This is a genomic window from Bacillus sp. N3378-2at, from assembly GCF_033412715.1.
GTDB lineage: Bacteria > Bacillota > Bacilli > Bacillales > Bacillaceae > Bacillus > Bacillus subtilis.
On record NZ_CP117986.1, the window covers coordinates 2,358,543 to 2,378,976 of the forward strand.

8 protein-coding genes are annotated in these 20,434 nt (G+C 49.2%); 3 read left to right on the top strand and 5 right to left on the bottom strand.

What is annotated here, in order from left to right; genetic code table 11:
- Nucleotides 1-42 precede the first annotated feature (42 nt).
- A complete protein-coding gene (locus tag PUN35_RS12830; RefSeq protein ID WP_014478811.1) occupies nucleotides 43-717 on the top strand; it encodes a 4'-phosphopantetheinyl transferase in 675 nt (224 codons plus the stop codon).
- Here the strand turns inward: PUN35_RS12830 and PUN35_RS12835 are convergent.
- Nucleotides 712-2,046 (bottom strand): aminotransferase-like domain-containing protein, encoded by a 1,335-nt coding sequence (locus PUN35_RS12835; protein WP_014478810.1) that lies wholly within the window; start codon nucleotides 2,044-2,046, stop codon nucleotides 712-714. The two genes, PUN35_RS12830 and PUN35_RS12835, sit on opposite strands and share 6 nt — an antisense overlap.
- A 123-nt stretch (nucleotides 2,047-2,169) precedes the next feature.
- Here PUN35_RS12835 and PUN35_RS12840 point away from each other — a divergent pair, with 123 nt between their 5' ends.
- Both PUN35_RS12840 and PUN35_RS12845 read left to right on the top strand, forming a co-directional pair.
- The gene (locus PUN35_RS12840) at nucleotides 2,170-3,108 is read left to right on the top strand and encodes a DMT family transporter (RefSeq protein WP_003234556.1); all 939 of its coding nucleotides are present in this window, start codon (nucleotides 2,170-2,172) and stop codon (nucleotides 3,106-3,108) included.
- A 53-nt stretch (nucleotides 3,109-3,161) separates the two neighbouring features.
- Nucleotides 3,162-3,719 carry a YcxB family protein gene (locus tag PUN35_RS12845; protein ID WP_014478808.1) on the top strand — a complete coding sequence of 186 codons (558 nt, stop codon included), beginning with the start codon at nucleotides 3,162-3,164 and terminating at the stop codon, nucleotides 3,717-3,719.
- A gap of 14 nt (nucleotides 3,720-3,733) precedes the next feature.
- Here PUN35_RS12845 and PUN35_RS12850 read toward each other — a convergent pair whose 3' ends face one another.
- The 4 genes from PUN35_RS12850 to srfAB all read right to left on the bottom strand — a co-directional run bounded on the left by PUN35_RS12850 (nucleotide 3,734) and on the right by srfAB (nucleotide 20,434).
- A complete protein-coding gene (locus PUN35_RS12850) occupies nucleotides 3,734-4,960 on the bottom strand; it encodes an MFS transporter (RefSeq protein WP_014478807.1) in 1,227 nt (408 codons plus the stop codon).
- 101 nt (nucleotides 4,961-5,061) lie between these two features.
- The gene (gene srfAD / locus PUN35_RS12855) at nucleotides 5,062-5,790 is read right to left on the bottom strand and encodes a surfactin biosynthesis thioesterase SrfAD (RefSeq protein WP_003234568.1); all 729 of its coding nucleotides are present in this window, start codon (nucleotides 5,788-5,790) and stop codon (nucleotides 5,062-5,064) included.
- 28 nt (nucleotides 5,791-5,818) lie between these two features.
- Nucleotides 5,819-9,646 carry a surfactin non-ribosomal peptide synthetase SrfAC gene (gene srfAC, locus PUN35_RS12860; protein WP_033882233.1) on the bottom strand — a complete coding sequence of 1,276 codons (3,828 nt, stop codon included), beginning with the start codon at nucleotides 9,644-9,646 and terminating at the stop codon, nucleotides 5,819-5,821.
- Nucleotides 9,647-9,682: 36 nt separating this feature from the next.
- Nucleotides 9,683-20,434 carry a surfactin non-ribosomal peptide synthetase SrfAB gene (gene srfAB, locus PUN35_RS22500; RefSeq protein WP_031600150.1) on the bottom strand — a complete coding sequence of 3,584 codons (10,752 nt, stop codon included), beginning with the start codon at nucleotides 20,432-20,434 and terminating at the stop codon, nucleotides 9,683-9,685.

Here is a 20,434-nt window from a genome sequence, read left to right on the forward strand (position 1 = left end):
ATAGGATGGTTTTGACAATCTTTTGCAGACGGAGGATCTAGAATGAAGATTTACGGAATTTATATGGACCGCCCGCTTTCACAGGAAGAAAATGAACGGTTCATGTCTTTCATATCACCTGAAAAACGGGAGAAATGCCGGAGATTTTATCATAAAGAAGATGCTCACCGCACCCTGCTGGGAGATGTGCTCGTTCGCTCAGTCATAAGCAGGCAGTATCAGTTGGACAAATCCGATATCCGCTTCAGCACGCAGGAATACGGGAAGCCGTGCATCCCTGATCTTCCCGACGCTCATTTCAACATTTCTCACTCCGGCCGCTGGGTCATTGGTGCGTTTGATTCACAGCCGATCGGCATAGATATCGAAAAAACGAAACCGATCAGCCTTGAGATCGCCAAGCGCTTCTTTTCAAAAACAGAGTACAGCGACCTTTTAGCAAAAGACAAGGACGAGCAGACAGACTATTTTTATCATCTATGGTCAATGAAAGAAAGCTTTATCAAACAGGAAGGCAAAGGCTTATCGCTTCCGCTTGATTCCTTTTCAGTGCGCCTGCACCAGGACGGACAAGTATCCATTGAGCTTCCGGACAGCCATTCCCCATGCTATATCAAAACGTATGAGGTCGATCCCGGCTACAAAATGGCTGTATGCGCCGCACACCCTGATTTCCCCGAGGATATCACAATAGTCTCGTACGAAGAGCTTTTATAAATGGCTCATCAACAGCTTGACACCGCGCTCAATATCTTCCGTTTTCACATTGGAAATATTGATTTTTAATAGATTTTCTTTCTGATAATCTGATAAATAATGACGGTCTATCGCCTCAAGGAGAACCCCTTGTTTTTTCAGTCTATGAATCACTCTTGAGGCGGGCAGATCCTGAGGAAGCACCAGGTGGGTGTGCATGCAGGGTGCCTGCCCGCTGGAGAACGTAAAGCGGCCGCTTCCCAGCTGCCTGTGTGTTTGAATGGCTTGATGAAGCTTCAGCGACCGCTCTTTATAAGAATCTCTGATTTTCTCCTTATGCCTGCCGTACATACCGCTTTTCAGGTAAATCTCCAATGCCGCTTGAGAAATCATCGAACAGTCGATGTCGTTCAGCTTTTTGTACGCATAGAACGTGTCAGTCAGCGCTTCGGGCAAAACAGCCGCCCCCACGCGAAGGCCGGGGAACATCATTTTCGAGAAGCTTTTCAAATAGATGACATGTGAGGACAGATCATATGCGTACAGCGGATCTGCCTTTTTATTTTCCTCCAGATCACCGAGGTAATCATCCTCAACGAGATAGACATCATACGCTTCTGCCAGTCTCACAAGCTCCTGTTTATCACGCTCTGACAATGAGTAGCCAAGCGGGTTATGGAAGCGCGGCATCGTATAAAAAAATTTAATCGATTCTGTTTGAAATAACCGCTCAACCTCGGCTATATCAAGCCCTTCTTCCGTTCGTTTCACCCCGATAGCGGGAATCCCAAGCGTCTCAAGCTGTTCGACCATCAAATGGTAGCCCGGCTGTTCAATGGCGATCTTCTCTTTCCCATTTGGGAACGGCATGGCACAAAGCAAGGATAACGCCTGCTGGACACCTGATGTAATGAAAATATGCCGTTCATCCGCAAATACCTGTTGAGTGGCCAAGAGCTTTCGGAGTACGCGGATGAGTGAGGGAAGCCCCTTTGGCGTCCCATAAATAAACAAATCGTTTTTGTATGTATCAATCGCTTTGTTGATACAGTGCTGAAAATCAAGATACGGAAACACATCTGGATCCGGCGCAGATGTGGCAAAGTCGATGGGGCCAGGCTGCCCGCTTCTTGATTTCCCTGTCTTTTTCACAATATAATAGCCGCTTTTCGGAACAGAATAGATAAGGTGGCGCTTTTCCAGCTCCTGCAGCGCGCGGATCACTGTGCTTTTGCTGACTTGGTAGCGGGCGGACAGCTGACGGATAGATGGAAGCCTGTCTCCTTCTTGATAGGCGGTGCTTTGCATCATCTCCTCTATCCTCATTAATAGACTCATATATTTCTCCATGCCTTCTCCCCCTGTTTTGTACCGGTACAGTTCATTGTTTTTCTCATTGTACCGTTCTGACCGCGGCCATACAATAAAAGGAGCGACCGGCGCTGCAATTCAGGTAAAGGAGCCCTTCCCATTATGGTTAAACATCAGCAAGCCCCCGCTTATATAGCGGCTATTTTATATTCGTTCATTATCGGTTTATCCTTTCTATTCGTAAAAATCGCACTGCAAACAGCAGAGCCGTTTGATATTTTGGCGCATCGGTTCACCATTGCGTTTGCTGCGGCGACTGTACCGATCTTATTCGGCTGGGTAAAGCTATCAATCCGCGTAAAGGACGTCATTGCCATTTTGCCGCTCGCCCTGCTGTATCCCGCGTTATTTTTCAGCTTTCAGGCATTCGGCCTTGTGTACTCGTCCTCCTCTGAAGCGGGAATTATTCAGGCAGCCATTCCGATTTTCACGATGGTCTTTGCCGCTTATGTTTTAAAGGAACGCCCAACGTGGACGCAAAAGGGGTTCACGGTTTTATCCGTTGCCGGCGTCATGTTTATTTTTGTGATGAAAGGCGTTGACGTGGAATCAGCCAGCTTAAAAGGGTCTTTGCTGATCCTATTGTCCGCTTTGTCCTCAGCGATGTACAATACTGCTGCCAGAAAAATGACGCAGCGGTTCAAGCTGACCGAGCTCACCTACATCATGTCAGCCATCGGCTTTGTCGTCTTCAACGCCATCGCCCTTGTGCGTCATGGAGCGGCGGGAACAGTCGGCACTTATTTTCTGCCGTTCCGGGAGCCCGGCTTCGTTCTCGCCATTGTGTATTTGGGCGTGCTGTCTTCACTTGTCACTTCATTTCTGTCTAACTATACGCTGTCGCGAATTGAGGCGTTTAAAATGAGTGCTTTTAATCATGTATCTACCATTGTGACGATGATTGCAGGAGTTATGATTCTCAACGAAAGCCTGGCCTGGTATCATCTTGCCGGGGCTGTTTGTATTATGATTGGCGTGGTGGGGAGCAATATCAATCTGGAGAAAAAAACAAAGCGCCCTGGTATGCCTGCAAAAAAATGAGAAATTATGCTAGACTGAAAGGAAAAACATGGTTAGAGGTGTAGGTTTACCGTATGATTCAATATGCTAGTGAAAGTATCAATCTTCCAGGAGAAATCGCTTTTAAGGATGTAAGAGAAATCTTTTTTTATCAAATCGCAAAAATATCATGCTTTTACTTTCTGTTGTTTTGCACCATATTTGCTGCAGTTAACTTCATTAACGGATGGCCCCGTATCGTTTATGGCAGTGACGCGCTTAACTTGTTTATGAACAGTATGTTGATTATCGTGATGTCCGTTCTGTTTACACTGCTGCTCCTCCTTCTTCTATATGTGAAGTTTTCCAGAGCATACAAGAAGAACGAACGGATGAAATTGAAAAGAACATATACTCTGAACCAAGAAGGAATTCGTATATGTTCTAAAAAATATGACCTCATTTTCAATTGGGATGAAATTACAGCTGTTTTCGAATATAAAAATATCTTCAGGGTCAATACATCAAGTGGCCAATATATTGCGATCCCCAAACATTTTTTTCACTCCGAAGAGGAGATGAACAGATTCAAGGAGATTATCCTTAAAAATACCGAAACAAAAAAACTCAAATTTAAAAAGGATCAGCATTGACAGTGCTGATCCTTTTATATTGAATGGTGGGTTTCTTTTGCCTTCTGTTTATCTAAAAACGGCACCAGCTCTATTACAGCCGATAAACCCACAAACACGATGCACACAGCGACAATCAGCAAATAACCATGAGTCATGTCAAAAAACAAACCGCCCGCATACACGCTAAGAGCTCCGGCAACCTGATGGATAAAGAAATTGATGCCTAACAGCGATCCGATCAATCCTGTTTGATAGCTTTCCGAAATTGACGCCGCGGTCAGCGGGATCACGCCTGTGTAACTGAGCCCGAATAACAGGATAAACCCGAAGTACCAAAGGTCGCTGTGATGAATTCCGAGAATGGGAATGAGCAGGCAAATGAGGCTGAGCAGCCGAATGAAAAATAAGATGGATAGCATGACGCTTCTGCTGCCGAGGAGATCGGACAGCCAGCCTGCCAATAATCCGCCAATGATAATAAACGCCCCGAACGCGGCCATCATTCCGTTGACATGAGAGACATGTGCATCCTTCAGCATCGGAACGAGATGAGCATCAATGATTCCCATCGTAAATCCGCAAGTACACACGCCGAAGTACAGGATATGAATGAGGCGGGATTGCTTCATCACGTTCCAAAACCCCCGCCAATCATAAGATTTTTTCACAGACTCCGCTTGCGCATACGGCGGGTGCTTCATCCCAATGACGAGGAGCGGCAGCAGAACAGCCGCCATGACGATTCCCAAAATCGTATAGGTGCTCTGCCAGCCGGCATGATACGGAGCCGCAGCCCAAATGGGCGAGAGAAGCAGCAGGCCCGCAGAGTTGGCATTGGTCAAAATAGCAAGCGCCAGACCTTTGTGTCTGTCAAACCAACGGCTGATGAAATACTGGGTCGTCACGCCGACCGCGCAGGAGTATCCGATTCCGCCAAGCACACCGTAAATGGCGGAAAACACATGAACATTCGGTGAATAAGGAAGCACCAAAAAGCTTGCGCTGATGCAGACAGCTCCAAGCGCCATAATTTTTCTGACACTGAAACGGTCGATGAAAAAACCGACAAAAAACTGGACGATGCCGGTTGTGATCATAAAAATGCTGACAGAAACCGAAATCAGCGACCTGTCGGCATGGAAGGCATCCGCCATTGGCAGCATAAAAAATTGAAAGGAATTTCTGAATGAGTTCATTCCGATGGCGAAAACAAACGTAAACAGCAATACAAACCATTTCATCCTGGGAGACGTGCGCATGTTTCGACCTGCCTTTATTTGAGTATTTCGACTATTATACCATGCGAAAATTGGCATTCAACACAAAAAAAAGCGGAACAGCCGAAGCTGTCCGCTTTTGATCACGGTTGAATGATCGGATGCTGATTCAAGATCGCAAAAATCCGTTCTGCGACTTCTTCCGTTTGTGACAGCAGGAACATGTGTCCTCCGTCAAATTGATGGAATGTGATGTCTTTTGCCCACTTCTTCCAGCCTTCCGCATCTCGTATGCATTTTTTATCATCAAGCCCGTTAAAGACATGAACAGGCGACTGGATCTGGGCCAGATCGTAAAGCTCAAATTGTTCAAGAGCCCGGTAATCTGATCGGAAAGAAGGCAGGAAAAAGGACATGACCTCCTTATTTTCAACAAGCTCTGCGGGCATTCCGCCTAATTGGATAATATGATCGAGAAACTGATCATCAGGCAGGTGGGACACTTTCTTCCGCTGAATATGAGGCGGCTGGATTGCAGAAATGATAACCGCCTGCGGAAAGATGCCCTCACGCTCAAGCTTTTGCGCCAGCCTGAAGGTGATCATTCCGCCCATACTGTGTCCGAACAGCACAAACGGCCGATCAGGGCGAAGGTTCAGTTCTTGCTTGTACAAATCTGTCAGCTCTTCGAGATCCTCAATGGCTGACGTTTGATTCGTGCCGTGTCCCGGCGGCTCGGCAGCGAGCATCTCGCACTCCCCCTGCAAAAAAGCATGGAGAGGGCGAAACGACGCCGAGTAGCCGCCAGCAAACGGAAAACAGATGAGCTGCGTTTTTTCCGACGCATCAAATGATTTGAAGAGTTGGCTCATTGGCTGTCTCCTCCTTTCATCACTTCTTTTATGAAACCGTTACGGTTTGTGTATTAAGAAATTCGAGCAAAATCTCCGCATTCCTATCTAGCGTTTCGCCCTGCAGCATTTCTGCGTGTGTTCCGAAGCCTCTTTTCATACGGTAAGCACCCGTTGTAGCTTCTTCCCATGATGCAAGCCATTCCGGCATGTCAAAAGCAGCGCCGGAAGTCAACAGATCAATATCTGCTTTCACCTGGCCTGTGCTGATCAGGCTGACGTAGTATGAGTAAAAAGCATGTGTTTTTTGCTTGAGGCCTTGTTTGACGGCTTCGCTGTTGAGCGCTTCATTGTCCCGATTGACATTCATCAACGCTTCGACATCACTTTCAACCGTGCGTCCGTCCAGATCACTGACACCTTGTTTTTTATAGGAATCCACCATGATGATCCGCTGAACAATACGGCCTTGTTCCTCAAGCTTTTTCGCAGCTTCAAACGCCAGGCTGCATCCCGCTGAATACCCAAACAATGTTAAAGGCCCTTCCGGCTGCAGCTTCTGGATCAAATCCGCATAGCGGTCAAGCCGGTCTTCCTCCTCAATAAAATCAAAGGCGCACAGCTTGTATGACGGCAAGCGGCTGGATAGATTTTGGTACATAAGGCCATAGCCCAAGACCGGCGGGAATGCGAAAATGATCTGCTCCTGATCCTGATTCATTATCGTTACATTCTGCAAGCCATCAGGGCCCCCGTTTTTCACATACGCTGAAATGCCGGCGATCGTCGGCGCTTCAAACAAAAGCTTTACTGGAAGATCAATCCCGAGCTCTTTCTTGATGCGGGAAGCGGCGGTCATGGCCTTCAAGGAATGCCCTCCGAGCGCAAAGAAATCGTCATGAATGCCAATTTGCTTTCTGCCGAGAACCTCCGACCAGATTTGTGCGATTGTTTCTTCCATATCGTTCCGCGGTCCGATCCATTCTTCCGCCAGCTGATCCTGATCAGGTTTTGGGAGCAGCCGTTTATTGACTTTCCCGTTCGTCGTTAAAGGAAGCTCATCCAAGAAGGTAAAGGTTTGCGGCACCATGTAAGCAGGAAGCTGTTTTTTCAGGTGCGCCTTCACGTCCTCAGCTGAAAGCTGCGTCCGGTTCACGAGGTAGGCATTGATTGATGCATCGCCAGACTCATGGCGGTCCGCCACAACGACTGCATCTTTCACACCTGGGTATTCCTGCAGCTGCTTTTCAATTTCTTCAAGCTCAATCCGGTGTCCGCGTATTTTGACCTGATCGTCAATACGGCCGGCGTATTCAATCGTTCCATCCGGCAGCCAGCGCGCTAAATCCCCTGTGCGGTAAAGCGTTTCTCCCGGCTTGAACGGGTTCTTAATAAACTTTTCCTTCGTGAGGTCAGCACGATTTACATATCCTTTTGACACGCCCATTCCGCTGATGCACAGTTCACCGATCGCCCCGAATGGCTGGAGCTGGCTTTGCTCGTTCAGAATATAAACACTGGCATTGCTGATCGGCTTTCCGATCGGCAATGAGGAGATGGAATCCGGTATATCATGCACGACGTGAGCAGTCGCAAACACTGTTCCCTCAGTCGGCCCGTAGCAGTTAATCAGCTTGCCCGGCCCCATGACCCGCAGCGCTTTTCTGACATGAGGCACTGACGCGCGCTCTCCGCCGAATAATATACAGCGTAGTCCCTTCATCCAATCCTCTCCCGCATCCGTGAGAAGATTAAATAGTGCGGTTGTCGCAAACATGACATTGACATTCTCTTGCAGGATCAGATCTGTGAGCCGTTCTGTATCAAGCAGCGTATGTTCATCTGCGATAATGAGCCGTGCCGCATTCAGCATAGAAGCATAGAAATCAAAGGTAAATGCGTCAAAGGCGTAATTGGAAACAGATAAGAATGTATCTTTCTCAGAGAATGCCATGTAGTCTACATGCTTGACCAATCCTTGAATATTGGCATGAGTGGTGATATTGCCCTTTGGCTTTCCGGTTGTGCCGGACGTGTACATGATATATGCCGGATCATTAGGATCAATCGCGGTTGCAGGATCGCTTGCCTGTTCTTCAAACCGTGTTTGATCATCAATGAAGAGCGTTGTGCCTGTATACGGCAGCTCAGCCGCTTGTTCTTTCATCTTCTGATGCGTCAGAAGACAGGCTGCCGCACTGTCAGCCAGCATATACGAGATTCGGTCCTCTGGCAGCTTCGGATCAACCGGCAGATAGGCTGCTCCCGCCTTTAATACACCGAGAATGCCGATTACCAGTTCAAGTGAGCGCTTCGTGTACAGCGCTACAACAGAGCCTTTGCCCGCACCGTGTTTTTGCAGCCGGCGTGCAAGGCGGTTCGCTTCCTCATCTAATTCGCGATAAGACAGGGTCTGGCCGGAATACGTAAGCGCCGGCGCATCCGGATTGACGTTCACTGCTTCCTTGAACCAATCCGTCAGAGGCTTTGTTTCATGAGCTTGAGCCGGCGGGTTTAAGCCGGTTAGCAAAAATTCTCTCTCCCTGTCGTCAACGAGGTTGATCGTGCTGACAGGCTGATCAGGATTCTGGATGAGCTGCTGAATTGCTGTGAGAAGCTGAGATTTCAAGCGCAGGATAAACGCCTCATCAAACACATTCTCATTATAGGCAAGCTTAATCAGCATCTCATCTCCCGGGGAAGCCATCAGGTTGAGATCATAATTCGACTTCTCAAAAACATGAACATCCACCATATCAAAGCCGTTTTCACTGCTTTCTTCATTTTTCGCATCCTGAAGCGGATAGTTCTCAAAAACAATGATGTGGTCAATCAGTTTCGGCTGATCGGCCTGGCTTTGGATGTCATAAAGCGGCACATATTGATGCGGCTCAGACTGCAGCGATTGCTCCTGCAGTTGCTTGAGCAAGCCGTTAAATGTGATACCCTCAGACAGCTTCACACGTCTCGGGACAACGTTGATAAACAGCCCGACCATATGTTCAACGCCTTTGATTTCCGCGGGACGCCCTGAAACAACTGTACCGAAGGCCAAATCGCCAGACTGCTGATAGCGGCTGATCAATACGCTCCAGACTGCCTGCAGCGCCGTACTTAAAGTGGTATGCTGCGATTTTGCAAGCTCGGTAAAAGCCTTTGTTTCCGCCTCCGGCAGTGAAAAGAGCAGCTCTTTCGGCTCATAGCCGTCCTTCTGTTTCTTTCTTTGCTCCGCAAACGTCGTTTGTCCTTCAAAGTCCTCTAAATACTCGCGCCAGTAACGCAGTGATGCTTGTTTATCCTGCTTTTCAAGCCACTTGATGTAGTCTTTATACGGTTTGACGGGGGGCAGGCTGTACGGCTTTTGTTCGCGCAGAGCATTGTATACCTTAAATAGATCCTGTACGACGATGCCGAAGCACCATCCGTCCAAAATAATGTGGTGGTAGCTCCACACCCATTCAAAGCTTTCTTCAGCTTTCTTGAAAATGGCTGCCCGCATCGGAATATCCCGCGTCAAATCAAAACCCCTGATCTTATCCTGTTCTTTGTACTCATTGATTTTGGCTGTTTGCTCGCTGCCCGTTAAGTGTGTCAGATCGATTTCTTCTATATGGAACTGCCGTTTTTTCAATACGACTTGGACAGGTCTTTTTACTTTTTCGTGAATGAACACGGTACGAAATACATCGTACCGGTCCATGATCACATTCATGCTTTCTTCAAGACATTTGATATTCAAGCTGCCTTTTACTTTCATCGTGATTTGTTCAAGGTAAAAGCTTTGGCCGGGATTCAGGATGGCATGAAAAAGCATCCCTTCCTGCATCGGCGATAGGTAATACATATCTTGAACCTGATCCTTGCTAAATTGACTCATATGTTTCGCTCCCGCCTTCTGTAATTCCCTTGCGTTTTATTTTAAATTCTCCTCAAGCATGTCAAAGATATCTCCCATCTCGTCCATTTCAAGGTCTTCGGCGCTAAAGTCGCTTGGTGTGAATTCCTTGTCTTCTTTTTCCGTGCAATGGCGGATTAGCATCAGGAGGTTTTCTTTAAACCGTTCCATTCGCTCTTCAATCGTGGCTCTTTCAAACTCCTTTTCATTGTAGGAGCAGGAAAGCACAAACCGGCCGTTTCTGATCATGCCGCTGAAGCTTAATGCGTACAGCGCCTCTGATTCTCCGCTTACTTGGCGCCCCATATCGAAAGCGGACGGTTCAAAGAAATCGGTTTTGACTTCACTGTCGAATTGGCCCAAATAGTTGAAGCTGATCTCCGGTGTGAAGCCCTTTGTTTCCGCTGTTTCTGTGAAATAACGAAGAATGCCGTAGCCAACACCTTTGTCGGGAATGCGGCGCAGGTTTTCTTTGACTGTTTTGATCACAGCCGAGGCATCTGCGTCAGATATGTCGAGCACAACAGGGTATTGTGCCGTAAACCAGCCGACCGTTCTGGAGATATTCACATTCGGGATAATGTCCTCCCGACCGTGTCCCTCAAGGTTAATGCCAATTTTGGCCCCCTTTGTCCATTCTTTCATTGTCAAACCGAGCGCGCTGAGAAGAATATCGTTGATTTCAGTTCCATATGGCTGATGAACATCTGTTAAAAGATGCTTAGTGTCTTCTTCCGTTAATTCACATAGGACGGATGATGTATCCTTGACGATCCGCTGCTCTGTTTCACAATCCTTCGGTAAAGGAGAAACCTGTTCAGCGGCAATTTGCGACCAGTATTCAGCCTGCTGTAAAAGATGCGCTGATTGGCTGAATGCCGCCAGTTCTTCCGCCCAGTCCTTGAAGGAGTTTGTTTTTTGCGGGAAGACAAGGCTCTCTTCTTTCTCAGCCTGCATGTAGCCTGAAGCAAAGTCTTCAAGCAAAATCCGCCATGACACACCGTCGACCACGAGATGGTGTACAGCAATGAGCAGGTGATCCCCAGCTTCTGTGCGATATTGCTCCGCCTTTAAAAGCGGCCCGGTTCTCAGATCGAGACTGCTTTGCAGCTTGTTCGCGAGAATCTTAATCTGGCTTCTCAGCATCTCTTCATCAGAGCCGTACAGATCCACGATTTCGAAGCTGACCTTGCTCTCACCGATCGGTTTATACGCCTGAACGATGTCCCCGTTTTCCTCACGATAGACCATGCGGAGCGCGTCATGATGCTCGATCAGCGCCTGCAATGTTTTCTCCACCCGTTCAGGGTCAAAGCCCTTCGCGGCGTGAAGCATCACCGATTGGTTCCAGTGGTGCTTGTTCGTGAAGTTCTTTTCAAAGAACCAGCGCTGGATCGGCGTCAGGATGACTTCGCCCTCTACCGGGCCTTGGTCTGCCTGTTTGCCTTCGGCACGCTCTACATATTGGGTAAGCTCTTCGATCGTCGGATGCTGGAAGAGATCTTTCATTTCCAGCTTCCAGCCGTGCTGATTCAAGCGGCTCGCCATTTGAATTCCTTTGATGGAATCTCCGCCAAGCGAGAAGAAATTGTCGGTGACACCGACTTCAGGCATTCCAAGCACGTCCTGCCAGATGCCGGCAAGCAGCTCTTCCATGTCGGTCGTCGGCGCTTTGTATTCTCCGCTTCCCGCTTCGATGTCCGGCTCAGGCAAGGCTTTGCGGTCCACTTTGCCGTTTGCCGTAACCGGAAGCTCGTTCAGCGTCACCCAGAACGCCGGGATCATGTAATCCGGCAGGGTTTCCTTCAGTGCTGATTTCAGTGCTTCTATGTCAGCTGTTTCCGGTGTGACATACGCCGCGATTGCTGTATTGCCGCCTTTATCTTTGACAGCCGTCACCGCCGCATCCTGCACCTCAGAAAGCTGGGCGAGCTGGACTTCAATTTCTGAGAGCTCGATCCGGTAGCCGCGGACCTTGACCTGCTGGTCGATCCGGCCGATGTATTCGATGCCGCCGCCCGTCCATTTCACCAAATCGCCGGTGCGGTACATGCGCTCACCCGGCACAAACGGATCAGCGACAAACCGCTTCGCGGTTTCGTCTTCTCGATTCAGATAGCCGCGTGCCAGTCCGCGCCCCGCCACGCAAAGCTCTCCGGCTACGCCTTCCGGCTGCACCTGATTGCCCTCGCCGAGGATGTATACTCTCGTATTGGCAATGGCCCGTCCGATGGAAAGCGAGCCTTCCTCCGGATGGATTTCTGCGCTTGTGGCAACGACCGTGTTTTCTGTCGGCCCGTAGTTGTTGACGAGTGTGTACGGCTTTTTCACTGCGCGCTTCAGCTTGTCTCCTCCGGTGAGCAATACGCGAAGTGATGTGTTCTCAAGCTCCATGAACTGTTCCGCAAGCTGTGTCGGCAGGAACGTGATCGTTACGCCGTTCGTTTCAAAATAATCGTTCAGGCGGACGATATCGAGGCGGATCGCTTCATCAATGACGTGAAGTTCGGCGCCGATCGTCCAGGTCGGGAACATCTCCCAAATGGAAGCGTCGAACCCGAAGCCCGCGTACTTCGCACTGCGGTCCTCCGCTGTCATGCTGAACGCGTCGTGGTGCCAGAAGCACAGGTTCACAAGCGCATGGTGCTCGACCATGACACCCTTCGGCTGTCCGGTCGTTCCAGACGTGTAAATCATGTACGCCAAGTTCTCCGCGGTTACAGCCGTCTCTGGATTTCCCTCGTCGTTTTCATCAAGCGGCAGGCTTAGAATCGTGCGGCTTCCGTCGAGAAGAATGACATCTCCCGTATAGCTGTCCGGCACTGAAATGCCTTCCTGTTTCAAGAGGAGCTTCGCGCCGCTGTCCTGTAAAATATACTCAATCCGCTGATCCGGGTAGTCAGGATCAATCGGCACAAACGCCGCTCCGGCTTTCAAGACGCCGAGCACCGCGGCGGACATTTCAAGCGACGGCTTCGTGAGAATGCCGACGCGGTCATCCGGGCTGATGCCGCAGTCCATCAGAATCCGCGCGAGACGGTTTGCCTTCGCATTCAGCTCGCCGTACGTCCAAGACTGGCCGTTGTATGTGACAGCCGGGCGGTCTTTGTGGCGCTGGACAGTCTCTTCGAATAGCTGATGAACTGTTTTGTCTGTCGGCACAGGCAGCGCCTTGCCCTTCCATGCCTCAAGAAGCGCTTGCTTTTCTGTCTCTGTGACCAGTGACAGGCTGGAAAGCGGCTGGTTCGGGTTATCCGCAACAGCCTTTAGTAGCCGCAGAACGTATTCGCTCCATTTTTCAACTGTTTCTTTCGCGAACAGATCTGTCGCATATTCGAGCTGCAAGCCAATGCCATTTTCATCAGTAAATCCGCCCAGTGTCAGATCAAACTTAGAAGTTCCCTGATGAGCCTCATAAGGTGAAATGCTCAGATTTTGCAATGTAAGCTGTTCTTTATCAGGGTTTTCTGTCGTCACCATCACATTAAACAATGGGTTTCGGCTCATATCCCGAGGGAGATCAAGCTGATTAACCAGATCTTCAAACGGATACTCCTGATGCTCAAGCGCTGACAGGTTCGTCTGCTTTGCTTGCTCCAAAAGCTCCGCAAATGTTTGCTGTTCTTTCGCTTCCATTCTCAGGGCAAGTGTATTGACGAACATTCCCGGCATGTCCTGAACATCAGCATTCGTCCGGCCGGCAGTAACGGAGCCGATGACGATATCCCGCTGTCCGGAAATTTTGCTTAAAAAGACGTGGAAAACAGCATGGAGCACCATGTGCAAGGTCGTTCCGGTTTCCGCAAGCAGTTTTTCTACCGCCTTTGCCGTCTCACTTCCCGTACGGAAACGGATCGTATCTCCTTTAAAGCTTTGCACAGGCGGACGGGCATAATCGAGCGGGAGATCAAGCTCTGGCAGCTCGCCAGAAAGAACCGACATCCAATACGCCTCATGCTCCTTCATCCGTTCTTTTTGCTCAGCTTCATTTTGCCAAACGGCGAAATCTTTATAATGAAGCGCCGGCTCCGGAAGCTGTTCTCCTTTGTAAAGCAGCGCCAATTCTTTTACAAAAATGCCTCTTGAGACGCCGTCTGCGATGATGTGATGCATATCTAAAAGCAGCAAATGTTTTTTCGCTTCTATTCGGAGCAAAGCTGCGCGAATGAGCGGTGCGTCGTTTAAGTCGAATGGCCGGATAAATTCCTTAATCTTTTGGTCCGCTTCGTCTTCTTTGGCTTCAAACACATGAAGATCAACCTCCGCCTTCTCAATGATGCGCTGAACAGGCTCACCATTAGCTTCCATAAATGATGTCCGCAATGATTCGTGACGGTTCACAAGCTGATTGAGTGAGTAACGCAGGCGCGAAATATCAAGCTCTCCTTCCATTAGAAGAACAGATGGCATGTTGTAGCTTATCGTCTGGCGGTCAAGCTGATTGAGCACGTACATCCGTTTCTGGGCGGATGACAATGGATACATAGCCTGCTTGTCAGCCGGTTTGAGGACTTGATGGCCGCCTGAAACGGCAGACGCCTCCATATAAGCCGCCAGCTGGCGAACAGTCGGCTGCTCGAACAGTGCTTTAAGCGGTACGCTTTTCTCCAATTCCGCCTGAATGTTGGCAATCAGCATCATCCCTTTTAATGAATGGCCGCCTAAATCAAAAAAATTGTCATCAATGCCGATAGCTTCTATGCCAAGCGTTTTCTGCCAAATGCGGCATAAACTTTCTTCAAGCGCTGTCTCCGGTGCGGCCAAGGCCTTGCCTCCGGATTGTGCCGCGTTAGGCTTCGGCAGAGCGTTTCTGTCGGTTTTTCCGTTTGCCGTCAGCGGAATCGCGTCAACCTGCACAAAGAAAGCAGGAATCATATGAGACGGCAGTGTTTGGGAAAGCTGGTACCGGAGCTCTGCTTTTTCAATATCTTGATCCGACGTATAATACGCGCAAAGCTCTTGAAGACCGCCCTCGGAAACCGCTAGTACAACCGCTTCTTGAATTCCGCTGAGGCTGAGCATGACCGTTTCAATTTCTTTCGGCTCAATGCGGTAGCCTCGGATTTTCACCTGATCATCAGCCCGGCCGATAAATGCAAGCGTACCGTCAGAAAGTCTTCGTACGACATCTCCGGTTTTGTACATGAGGCTTCCCGGCGAATATGGATTTTCTACAAATCTCTCGGCTGTCAGCTGAGGCCTGTTGAGATACCCTCTCGCAAGCCCCTGTCCCGTGATATAGAGCTGTCCGCTCGCTCCCGGCGGCACAAGCTTCAATGCTTCATTTAAGACAAGCGCGCCGGCATTCGCAATCGGGCGTCCGATTGTCGGGCGTTTCGCAAATGCATCCGGCTCAGACAGATCAACCCGCCCGGCGATGGCGCCGATCGTTGCTTCTGTCGGGCCGTAGTGATTGATAAATTCGGTATGTCCATACATCTTACGGAAGGCGAGAACATCAGTCGGGATGATTTTTTCTCCTCCCAAGACGATCAAGCGCAAGGATTCAAAGTTCGCATCTTTTGCAAAACTGGCGGTGTTCACCATTGTATGGAACAGAGACGGTGTCAGCTTGATATATGTGATCCCATGCTCCTTGATATAGTGCGCTATTTCATCTGGCGCCGTATAGGTTTCCTTCTGGACGATATGGAGCTCGCCCCCGCCCAGAAGTACGGGGAACATGCTCGTATATCCAAGGTCAAATGCGTAAGATGAAAGCAATACAGTCTTATCATTTTCCGTCAGGCTCGCCTCTTCACTAAACCAAGAGACATAGTTTGTCAGATTGCGATGCTCAATCTGCACGCCCTTCGGCTTTCCGGTCGTACCGGACGTATAAATGACGTATGCAAGATTGCGAGACCCTGAAATGGATGATGGGCGCTCCTTGCTTTCATTTCTCCATTTACCGTCATCAAGGCTGACGATTGTCCCTTCATATTGCCCAATAGCCGTCATGTTTCTTTCATTCACGACCGCAAATTTTGCTCCGCTGTCCTCTAATGAATAACGGATTCGTTCTTCAGGTGTATCAGGATCAATCGGAAGGAAAGCTGCCCCCGCCTTCATGACACCGAGAATCGATACCATGACTTCAGCTGACCGGTCCATAACAATCGCGACAATGTCTTCATTTCCTGCCCCTTGGGCACGAAGATGATGCGCCAGCTGGTTCGCCTGTTCATCAAGCTCGCGATAGGTCAGCAGATTTCCGCCAGCCTTCACCGCAGGATGGTCAGGTGTTTGCTGGGCCTGTTTTTCAAAAAGAGCGGCAAAGGTTGCTTCGGTAATTTGAGTCATATGTCTTTCTTCTAGCAAAGCAGCCGTTTCTGCAGATGAAAGCAGATCTACATCAGACAGCCGAACGTTCGGATTAGCCGCGGCCGCTTTGATGATATTGACAAAGTGGCGGCTCCAGCGGCGGATCGTCTCGTCCTTAAACAAGGCAGTCGCATAGTCAAAGCTTAGGCCGATATCCTCTTCACGCTCGACCGCTTCCAAGGAAAGATCAAATTTCGCAACATGATGAAGCATGGAATACGAGGAAATCTTCAAATCTCCTAATCTTAATGAAGGAATCTCCATATTCTGCATGTTGAACATCACGCTGAACAGCGGACTTCTGCTTGTATCCCTTGTAAGCGGAAGCTTTTCAATCAGCTCCTCAAGCGGATAGCTCTGGTGCTCGAATGCTTGAAGGCTGGCTGTTTTGACCTCTTCAAGGAATTGCGCGAAGGTTTTATCTCCCGCTGGTGCCGTTCTGAGTGCCACCGTGTTGACAAACATACCCGGCACACCTTGCAGATCAGGATGTGTTCTGCCAGCTGTCGGCGAGCCGACAATGATATCATCCTGTGACGCGTACTTGGAAAGGAGTACATTGAACGCCGCCAGCAAAAACATGTACATTGTCGTATCTGTTTCTGCCATGAGCGATTTGATTTGAGCCGTGATTTGCTTATCAAGCCCAAACATCACGCGCTCTCCCGCAAAGCTCCGTTCAGCAGGCCGCTCGAAATCCGCGGGAAGATCCAGTATTGGCAGTTCGCCTTTAAAGACATCGAGCCAGTATTCCTCATCTTTTTGATAATCAGTTTGTTCTTTGTGCCAAACTGCGTAATCTTTATAGTGAATTTGTGGCAGTTCCAGATCTGCGCCTTGATATATTTTGGCAAGATCACCGATTAGAATGCCTGTTGAACTGCCGTCAGTAATAATATGATGCATATCAATGAGCAGCAGGTGGCGTTTTTCTTCCAGCTGGACAAGCTTCGAACGGACGAGCGGCGCGCGGTTTAATTCAAACGGCTGAACAAATGATTTGATTATCTCTTCCGCGTCTTCTTCCCGTCCCTTGGCAGCCTCCAGCTGGAACGATATGTTTTTATGAACGGTTTGCACAACCTCTCCGTCGATCATGTCAAACGATGTACGGAGGATTTCGTGCCGGTTGATTAATTGCTGAATCGCGTTTTCAAGCCGGTCTTTATCTACTTCTCCCTCCAGCAGAAGTACAGCGGGGACGTTGTAGCTTGTGTTTGCTTGTCCAAGCTGATTGAGGATATACATTCTCCGCTGGGCCGGGGATACAGGATAATGCAGCTGATAAGATGCTTGCCTGATCGGTTCAAACGTCTGCTCCTCCTTGCTTTCGTTCTCTTCCAAATACAGTGCCAGTTCTTGAATAGTCGGCTTTTCAAAAAGCACTTTTATCGGAACTTCCTTATGAAAATGCTCTTGAATTTTCGCCGTCATCATCATCGCTTTCAAAGAATGACCGCCGATCATAAAGAAGTTATCGGTAACGCCTGCTCTGACGCCGAGTATTCCTTCCCAGATCTCCGCTAATTTCTTTTCACTCTCTGTTTCTGGTGCTGCGTATTCCGGCTGCACGGCTTCTGATTGCGGTGCAGGCAGTTCTTTTTTATTGATTTTCCCGTTTGGCGTGAGCGGCAGGCTGTCCATTTGAATCAGGTGGGCAGGGACCATATAGTCAGGCAAAGACTGAGACAGTGTTTTTCTCAGCTCACTCACAGCCACTTCACGATCCGCCGTGAAGTACGCGCAAATTTCATTTTCATCTGCTTTGTTCTTGCGGATGATCACCGCAGCCTCTGTCACATGCTCAGCCATGTTCAGTTTTGTTTCAATTTCGCCAAGCTCAATTCGGAAGCCGCGCACCTTCACTTGGTTGTCGATTCTGCCTAAAAATTCAATATTGCCGTCCGGCAGCCATCTTGCCAAGTCACCAGTGCGATAAATTCTCTCACCCGGTCTGAACGGATCTTCGAGAAATTGCTTCTCTGTCAGCTCAGGGAGATTGACATACCCACGCGCTACACCGATTCCGCCTACGCAAAGCTCACCAGGCGCGCCGATTGGCTGCAGGCATTGCTGCTCATCCAGGATGTAGGCAGTGGAATTTCCGATAGGCTTCCCGATTGGGATAGAGCCCCCATACTCACGGTCGATCAGAAAACTGGTTGAAAACGTCGTGTTTTCTGTCGGGCCGTATCCGTTCCACAATGAAAGCGACGGCGATGCCTGTTTTACTTTGCTGACAATATGCGGGACAAGGGCATCTCCGCCGATGATTAAATGGCGCAGTGTGCCGAACATACCCGCATCCTTTGCAGCAAGCTGGTTGAATAAAGGTGATGTCAGCCACATCGTCGAGATTCTTTGCTCACGCAGAAATGCAGCAAATTGTTTCGCATCAAGCAGCGTCTCTTTTTTGACCGGATAAAGCGCTGCGCCATTCAGCAGTGCGCCGAATACCTCAAACGTTCCGGCATCAAAGCTGACAGCTCCCGTTTGCGCCATGCGGTCCTCTTCAGTAACAGGAACGTACCCGGCATTTTTGACGAGGCGCAGAATGCTTTTATGTTCGATCATGACGCCTTTCGGTTTGCCCGTTGAACCGGATGTGTACATGATGTACGCCAAATCAGACGGGGCGGATGGCAGGTTGAGATTGTCAGCCGCTTCGCTCTCTTCAAAGCCTATGTCCAGTGTAAGAACCGGCACTTGCAGCTGATGTGCCTGCCCTGTATAAGAATTTCCGATCAAAACCATTCGAACGGAGCTGTCCTCTGCCATGAAACGAAGACGATCCCCAGGAAGCGCTGGATCAAGCGGCACATATGCGGCGCCTGCTTTTAAAACAGCCAGCATGCCGACAACAGTTTCTACTGAGCGGTCGTTCATAATCGCTGCTGTTTCCCCTTTTTGAAGACCTTGTTCGACAAGCTTTCTCGCCAGACGGTTGGCCGTTGCATTCAGCTCGCGGTACGTCAGCTCGGTTCCTTCATATACGACGGCGGTGCTCGCCGGCGTCCGTTTCGCTTGCTCTTCAAACACTTGGTGTACAGCCATTCCTTCAGGGAGTTCGGCTTTCGTGCTGTTAAACACCTCGACAATTTGCCGCTGCTCTTCGTTTCCAACAAGCCCGTACTCACGCACAAAAGCGGCCGGCTGAGCGACAGCTGCTTCCATCATGCGGGTAAGGTGCTCCGCTGTCCGTTCGATAAAAGCGGAATCAAAGGCGGCTCCGTTATATTTAATTTTGACGGTCCACGTTTTGCCCGGATACACAATCAGGTTGAAATCGAAGCTCGTTTGTTCAAATGCGCTTTCTACCTTAATCGAAAACCCGAGGCGGTCTTCCATGCTGCCGTTTTCAAGCTCTTGATCAAGCGGATAATTTTCAAACGCGACAAGATGGTTTAAGAGATTGCCATCAAGAGCTGAGCGTTTTTGAATCTCATAGAGCGGCACGTAATCGTAACGCTCTGCCTCTACTGCATGCTGCTGAACAGCTGTGAAAATATCAGCGAATGCAGCATCTCGTTCAACTTTCACCCGCACTGGAATGGTGTTGATAAACAGCCCCGCCATCGTTTCGATTCCGTTGATTTCAGACGGTCGTCCCGAGACGACCGTTCCGAAGATCACATCATCCGTAAAGTTGTATTTGCTGAGAACAATGCCCCAAACGGCCTGAAATAGGTTAGGCCCTGTCACTTGATGGAGATTTGCGGTTTGCTGAATACGGGCAACCAGTGTTTCGTCCCATGTAAATGAATATTCTTTATTGACGTATTCGTCTTTTTTCACAGGCAGGCGGCCCGGGAGCACGCTGGGCTGTTCAAAACCCGCCAAGCGCTCGCTCCAGTAGCTCTCCGCTTCTTCATTGTCCTGTTTTCCAAGCCACTTGATGTAATCGGAATAAGGCTTGCCCTGACCGTTTGCCGGTGTCCTGCCTGCTCTGAGCGCTTCATAGTTTTGGAACAGGCTTTTCATGAGGACGCCCATGCTCCAGCCGTCCATCATAATATGATGATTGCTCCAGACAAGATACAGCTGATCTGCAGCAAGGCGGAAAACCGCCACCTTGAACAATATGTCTTTTGCCAGGTTAAAGCCTTGGCGCTGAACGTCTTGTTTGTAACGCTCAATGTGCTCCTTCTGGCGATTCTCGTCTGCATGACTGATATCCTCATAATGCACCTTTGTTTTGCGTTCCGCTAACACGACCTGACGCGGTTTTTGCAGCTGCTGATGCACAAATACCGTACGGAGAATATCGTATGACCGAATCAGTTCATTGACGCTTTTCTCAAAGATTTCAAGATCAAAAGCGCCGTGAATCCCAAGCTCTAATTGTGTGAAGTACGAGGAAGAATGCGGATCAAGCATCGCATGATACAGCATTCCCTCCTGCATTGGTGTCAGTGCGTACACCTTTTGAATCGATTTTTTGCTCAT